Annotated in this window: 3 protein-coding genes; 2 read left to right on the forward strand and 1 reads right to left on the reverse strand. The window is 72.6% G+C overall.

What is annotated here, in order from left to right:
* Positions 1-15: 15 nt before the first annotated feature.
* A complete protein-coding gene (locus WMJ97_RS14630; RefSeq protein ID WP_347349739.1) occupies positions 16-1,044 on the forward strand; it encodes an alcohol dehydrogenase catalytic domain-containing protein in 1,029 nt (342 codons plus the stop codon).
* Positions 1,045-1,149: 105 nt separating this feature from the next.
* The gene (locus tag WMJ97_RS14635) at positions 1,150-2,373 is read left to right on the forward strand and encodes a PLP-dependent aminotransferase family protein (RefSeq protein WP_347349740.1); all 1,224 of its coding nucleotides are present in this window, start codon (positions 1,150-1,152) and stop codon (positions 2,371-2,373) included.
* Here WMJ97_RS14635 and WMJ97_RS14640 read toward each other — a convergent pair.
* Positions 2,370-3,800 carry a DUF222 domain-containing protein gene (locus WMJ97_RS14640; protein WP_347349741.1) on the reverse strand — a complete coding sequence of 477 codons (1,431 nt, stop codon included), beginning with the start codon at positions 3,798-3,800 and terminating at the stop codon, positions 2,370-2,372. The two genes, WMJ97_RS14635 and WMJ97_RS14640, sit on opposite strands and share 4 nt — an antisense overlap.
* Between the last annotated feature and the right edge of the window lie 152 nt (positions 3,801-3,952).

Consider the following 3,952-nt stretch of genomic DNA (forward strand, 5'->3'; position numbering starts at 1 on the left):
GCAGAGAGGTGTTGCATGCGCGCGGTGACCTACGATGCCTACGGCGAAACCCCGACGATCCGCGAGCGCCCGCAGCCGGAGTGTCCGGCCGGCGCGGCGGTCGTCCGGGTGCGCGCGACGGGGGTGTGCCGCTCCGACTGGCACGCGTGGCGCGGCCACGACCCGGTGCCGCTCCCGATGGTTCCGGGGCACGAGTTCGCGGGGGTCGTGGAGCGCGTGGGTGCGGGGGTGACCGGCGCGCGTCCGGGCGATCGCGTGACGGCTCCGTTCGTCTGCGGCTGCGGACACTGCCCCTGGTGCGCCGCGGGCGACGCGCAAGTGTGCCCCGACCAGTACCAGCCCGGCTTCACCGGGCCGGGATCGTTCGCGGAGTTCGTCCTCGTACCGGCGGCCGACACGAACCTGATCCACCTCCCTGACGCCCTCGGCTTCGACGCGGCCGCCGCGTTGGGCTGCCGGTTCGCGACCGCCTGGCGCGCGGTGACCGACCAGGGACGCCTCACCGCCGGCGACACCCTCGCCGTCTTCGGCTGCGGCGGCCTCGGCTTGTCGGCGGTGATGATCGGGCGCGCCCTCGACGCCCGCGTGTTCGCCATCGACGTCTCCTCGGCGGCCCTCGCCCGCGCGGCCGCGCTCGGCGCCGAACCGCTGGAGACGTCCGATCTGGACGCGGCGATCGCCGCGATCCAACGCTCCGGCGGGGCGCACGTCAGCCTGGACGCCCTCGGCTCGCCGGCCCTCGCGGCGGCGTCCGTGCGTTCGCTGCGGCGGCGCGGTCGGCACATCCAGGTGGGGCTGCTGCTCGGCGACGACGCCGCTACCCCTCTCCCCATGGACGTCGTCGTCGCGCACGAGCTGGAGATCCTCGGCTCGCACGGTATGGCCGCGGCCGACTATCCCGCGATGCTGGCGCTGGTCGCCGCCGGACGCCTCGACCCCGCGGCCCTCATCGGCCGCCGCATCTCGCTCGAGGACGCTCCGGCCGCCCTCGCGGCCCTGGATCGTCCCGGGCCGCCCGGGCTGACGGTCGTCGAACTGGGCTGATCACCGCAGCCTCACCCGAGGAAAAACGTTCCCGCGGGAACGTCTCCGTCTGCCGCCGCGTTCCCGCGGATGCCGACCCGAGCGCCACGTGGCACACTCGGACGGGTGACAGCGCCGTTCTCCTTTCCGGTCATCCCCCAGCTCGCCGGCGAGGTTCCCGACCCGCTCGGCGATCTCTTCTCCGTGCTGAGTAGGGGCGACATCATCTCGTTCGCCGGCGGCATTCCGGACGCCTCGCTGTTTGAGTTCGATGACATCCGAGCGTCGTTCGAGTTCGTCCTCGCGCACGACGAACGGCGGGCACTGCAGTACGGCTCCACCGAGGGCGACCCGGGTCTGCGCGCGGAGGCGGCGCGGTTGGTGAGCCGCGACCTCCCGTCGACAGCGGAGAACTTCCTCATCACGACCGGCAGCCAGGAGGGCATCTTCCTCACCGCGCAGGTGATGCTCCGACCGGGCGACGTCGTCCTCGTGGAGGAGCCCACCTACCTAGCCGCCGTGCAGGCGTTCACGCTGAACGGCGCGCGGCTGGTGAGCGTCCCGACCGACGACCACGGCGTCCTCCCCGACGCGCTCGAGCGTGCGATCGCGGCCGAGCGCCCGAAGTTCGCGTACTTGATCCCGACTTTCCAGAACCCGTCGGGCAAGTCGATGCCGCCCCAGCGCCGGCGGGACGTCGCGGAAATCCTCGTGCGCACCGGCGTCCCCCTCGTGGAGGACGATCCCTACGGCGCGCTGCGCTTCGAAGGCGAGCCGGCGCCGCCGATCGCGTCGCTGCCCGGCATGGGCCGTCAGTCGCTGCTGCTGCACTCGCTCAGCAAGATCATGGCTCCGGGAGTGCGCATCGGGTGGGTCCGCGGCGACGGGCCGATCATGAAGACGCTCGCCATCGCGAAGGCGGCCGTCAGCCTGCAGAGCTCCGCGCTCACCCAGATGGCCGTCGCCCACTACCTGGCGAATTGCGACCTCGACGCGCACATCCGCCGCGTGATCGACGTCTACCGCGTGCGCCGCGACGCCATGTACAACGGGCTGATCGAGCGGCTCCCCTCCGCCGCGCACGTCACGCACCCCGAGGGCGGCATGTTCTGCTGGGTCACCCTCGGCGGTGGCATCGACACGCGTCCGCTTCTGGACGCCGCGGTTGCCCGCGGCGTCGCCTTCGTGCCCGGGTGGGCCTTCTTCGCCGGCACCCCCGACCTGTCAACGATGCGGCTCTCCTACGTGACCAACTCACCCGCCACCATCGCCGAGGGGCTCGACCGACTGGCGCTCACCCTGGCGGACGCCGTCGCGGCGCCCGCACCCGCGGCGGCTCACGGGCGCTAGGCCGCCGCGCCCGTCCCTCCCTCCTCGAGGTCGAACAGAACCCGCACGCACTCGTGCAGGCTGAACCCCTCACCCCCGTGCCGGGCGGCGATGCGGTCCGGCGCCGCGTCAGGGGCGTCCTCCTCGGTCGCCGCGGTGAAGCTGCCGCCCGGAAGGCCGGCTTCCCGCGCGGCGGCGTCCGCGATGAGGAGGTCGCCCAGCGAGCCCGCGGAAACGCCCGCGAGCCACGTGTCACTCAACAGGCGTCCGTCGGGCAGGTGCACCGCGAACCGGCGCCAGGGCCGATCGGTGCGCGTGAGGACCAGCCCGCCCTCGTGGATCAACACGTGATGCCGCCGGCAGACCAACACGAGATTGTCGAGATCCGTCGGGCCGTGCGCCCCCCAGGCGAGCAGATGGTGGGCGTCCAGGTGCCGGGTCTGGTGGCACCCGGGGAACTGGCAAACCCCGCGATCCCGCACCCGCAGCGCCCGTCGCTGCGCGCGGGACGCCAGCCGGCGCGCCCGCCCCAGCTTCAGGACTTCGCCCGTCGGGCTCGTCAGCACCCCCTGCACCAGCGCCGTGCACGCCAGCCGCTGGGCGGACGCCGGCTCGAACCGCCCATACCCCGGCACGTGGCAGGTGCCGCGCGACAGGGCCGCCCACCCCCGGAGGGCCGCGTCGTCGCGCCCGTTCGGAGCGTCGGCTGAGGGCTCGGTGGTCTCCGGCGCGCCGACGAGGGACTCGGCGCTCACCTCGACCACGACGAGGGTGTGATCGTCGGCCGGCTCACGGGGCGCTCCGTCCAGATAGGACGCGGCGACGTCGAGCATGCCCTGCACGAGGTCGGGCGCCTCGGGCCTGTTCGCCGCGAGATCGGACGCCTCAGAGGCCTGCCCGGCGCGAGCCGCCGCCTGCACGGCCGCATCGATGAGCGCAGCCTCCTCCGCCGGCACGACGAGGCTGACCCGCACCATGCCGTCGGGCCTCGCCTGGCACGTGTAAACCCGCTTGTCGACCTGCCGAACCCGTGTGCCGGACGCCGCTCGGTACGCCGCGACCGTGCGCGCCAACTGGGACGCCGTCATCTCCTGCGCCAGCTCGCACAGCTCGGCCTCGGCGAGATGGTCGGCGACGCGCGTCAGCTCACGGATCTTCGAGTACGACAGCCGCCCCTGCGCGAACAGCTCCGCCGCGAGCGGCAGGCCGCGCAGAGCACGGGCCACCCGGACCTGCTCCCGCGCCGCCCCAGGACTCAGCGAGCACGCCCACGCGAGGTAGTGCGCGCACGACTTGATGCCGCCGAACGCCGCCCAGCCCTCTCCGGCATCGAACTCACCGACCAGCGTCGTGAACTCGTAATCTGCGCGCGCTTGGCGGCACGCCAGCCCCTGGAGCCGCCGACCCATGGCCTCGGCGTCCTCGATCCCCCAACTGGTTTCTCCCATGCGTGCAGTCCATCAGGCGGGTCTGACATTTTCGATCGTCTGTTCGATAGATCGTGATATTCGCATAATTCTCATCATGATCCCTAGCCAGAGACCCTTCGATCCCCGAAGCCGTTCCCGCGGGAACGTGTGGCCAAACCGCACCCCCTAGG

The organism is Nigerium sp. (assembly GCF_039811905.1).
Taxonomy (GTDB): Bacteria; Actinomycetota; Actinomycetes; order Propionibacteriales; family Propionibacteriaceae; genus Propioniciclava.

What these genes read in the sequence shown, in the direction of transcription:
- WMJ97_RS14630 (WP_347349739.1), top strand. Translation starts at nt 16, where the DNA reads ATGCGCGCGGTGACCTACGATGCCTACGGCGAAACCCCGACGATCCGC.
- WMJ97_RS14640 (WP_347349741.1), bottom strand. Translation starts at nt 3,800, where the DNA reads ATGGGAGAAACCAGTTGGGGGATCGAGGACGCCGAGGCCATGGGTCGG.